Consider the following 2,271-nt stretch of genomic DNA (forward strand, 5'->3'; position numbering starts at 1 on the left):
CGGGCAAAAAACGCGATTTTCGGGCCCACGGCGTGACGCGGGGGGGGTGGCCGGCGTGCGAGGCCGAGGTGCTGGTGCGCAAGTCCAGCGCGCGCCAGACCTCGGTGCAGTGGGCCGAGCGGCCGGACACACACTGTCCGGTCTTCGCCGAGCTCAGCGCGAACGGGGCGCGGCCGGGCAGGCCCGACTCATGCCCGTCGCTGGAGCGGACCATCAAATGGGCTGTCGACGAGGGTGTGCTCGAGGTTCCCGAGTAGTTAGCTGAACGGAGTGCGCGGGCGGTCCTGCAGTACACCGTCGAGGTAGATGTCGACCTTCTCGTTGTAGAAGCAGGCCAGGCCCGCGATCTTCTGGCTTTCCGGCAGGGGTGTGCGGTAGATCCACACGATGTCGGAGTGTTCGGTGCCGTCGATCTGGATGTTCCAGTAGTCGGCCGTGCCCTTGTACGGGCAGCTGCTGTGCGAATCGGACGCGGTCAGCAGATCCATCCGGACATCGGGTAGCGGCAGGTAATACCGTGCGGGCAAGCCGGTTTCGAAGAGGATGCGCGGCGAGGACGAGTCGGCGACGGTGACGCCGTCGATCTCCACCCGCACAGTGCGCGAACTGCCCAGGATGTCGACCCGGGAATACGGGTCACGGGGGTGGACGAAGATCGGTTCGTCCTCCTCGAACCAGTCGAAGGTCGCGAAGTCGAGGCGGACAGCGTCTTTCAGGTCGGGTAGCGGCGAGTCGAGGTAGCGCAGTGCCGCTCCCTCGGCGCGCACGCCGCCGGCCATCACGTCGTAGCCGGTGCCCTCGCCACGGCTGGGGGAGTGCTCGTCGATCCCGTTCGGTTCCAGATCCGCTCTGACATCGGTCAGCGGGACGTAGTAGGTCGGGTAGTAGGGGACCTCCCAGACCAATAAGGGCCGCAGCGTGTCGGCCACCAGTCTGCCGTCGAGATAAGCCCGCACGCGCTTGTGCGCCGGCTCGACCCTGACCCGTCCGCGCTTGTCGTCGCTCATGTGCTCGACGCTACGCCGCAACCGCACCGTCGCTCGATCCCGACCACCGCGCCCCGACCTCGAGCGCGCCAGCGCTCCAAAAACTCAGTCGCCGACGGTGATGGCCTGTGCTTCCTCGATGCTGTGCGGGGCCGGGTCGTGCTCGTCGATGTGGGTCAGCGCGCCGCGGCCGAGGAACAGGACGCCGACCGCGGCGGCGGTGAAGGCGGCGCCGAGCCAGAACGGCAGCGAGACGCTGTGCTCACCGAGCTTGCCCGCCACCCACGGCGCCGCGGCGCCACCGGCGAACCGGACGAAGCTGTAGGCCGCCGACGCGGTGGAACGCTCGACCGGGGCGGAGATCATCACGGCCTCGGTGATCAGCGTGTTGTTCACGCCGAGGAACAGGCCCACGATGACGACGCCGACGATCAGCACGATCTTGTGCTCGGCGAACATGCCCATCACCGCCAGATCCGCGGCGAACAGGCCGAGCGAGAGCGCCATCATCGGCAGGGTGCCGAAGCGCGCCTGCAGTTTCGGCGCGAGGAACACCGAGGCCAGTGCGAGCAGGATGCCCCAGCCGCAGAAGATGAAGCCGATCGCGTAGGTGCCCATGTCCAGCGGGAACGGGGTGTAGGCGAGCAGGGTGAAGAAGCCGAAGTTGTAGAGCAGCGCGGTGATGCTGACCGTCAGCAGGCCCCTGTGCCGCAGGGCCTTGAACGGCGCGGTGATCGAGGTCGGCTTGGCCGGTTTGGGCATCTCGGGCAGCAGCACGACGATCGCGACGAAGGCGATGGCCATCAGCACCGATACCCCGAAGAACGGTCCGCGCCAGCTGATGCCGCCGAGCAGGCCACCCAGCAGCGGGCCGGTCGCGATGCCGATGCCGAGCGCGGCCTCGTAGAGGATGATCGCCTTGGCGACGCCGCCGGTGGCCGCGCCGACGATGGTGGCCAGCGCCGTCGCGATGAACAGCGCGTTGCCGAGACCCCAGCCCGCGCGGAAGCCGACGATCTCGCCGATCGTGCTCGACATGCCTGCCAGCGCGGCGAACACCACGATGATCGCCAGGCCGGACAGCAGCGTCTTCTTCGCGCCGAAACGGCTGGAGATGACGCCGGTGATCAGCATGGCGACGCCGGTGACGGCCATGTAGCTGGTGAACAGCAGCGAGACCTGCGACGGGCTCGCGTGCAGCTGTTCGCCGATCGGCTCGAGAATGGGATCAACCAGGCCGATGCCCATGAACGCGATGACACTCGCGAAGGCGACGGCCCAGACG

3 protein-coding genes are annotated in these 2,271 nt (G+C 67.9%); 1 reads left to right on the plus strand and 2 read right to left on the minus strand.

Annotated features, from left to right (window positions below; genetic code table 11):
* Positions 1–257 (plus strand): hypothetical protein (locus ACFWPJ_RS30770; RefSeq protein WP_378856715.1); only part of this gene is annotated, 257 nt, incomplete at its 5' end.
* Here the strand turns inward: ACFWPJ_RS30770 and ACFWPJ_RS30775 are convergent.
* The gene (locus ACFWPJ_RS30775; protein ID WP_378856717.1) at positions 258–1,007 is read right to left on the minus strand and encodes a DUF427 domain-containing protein; all 750 of its coding nucleotides are present in this window, start codon (positions 1,005–1,007) and stop codon (positions 258–260) included. It abuts the gene before it with no gap.
* Positions 1,008–1,091: 84 nt separating this feature from the next.
* Positions 1,092–2,271: MFS transporter (locus ACFWPJ_RS30780; protein ID WP_378856719.1), on the minus strand; the 1,180-nt coding region annotated here is incomplete at its 5' end.

This window comes from Nocardia sp. NPDC058497, assembly GCF_042720195.1.
In the GTDB taxonomy this organism is placed as follows: domain Bacteria; phylum Actinomycetota; class Actinomycetes; order Mycobacteriales; family Mycobacteriaceae; genus Nocardia.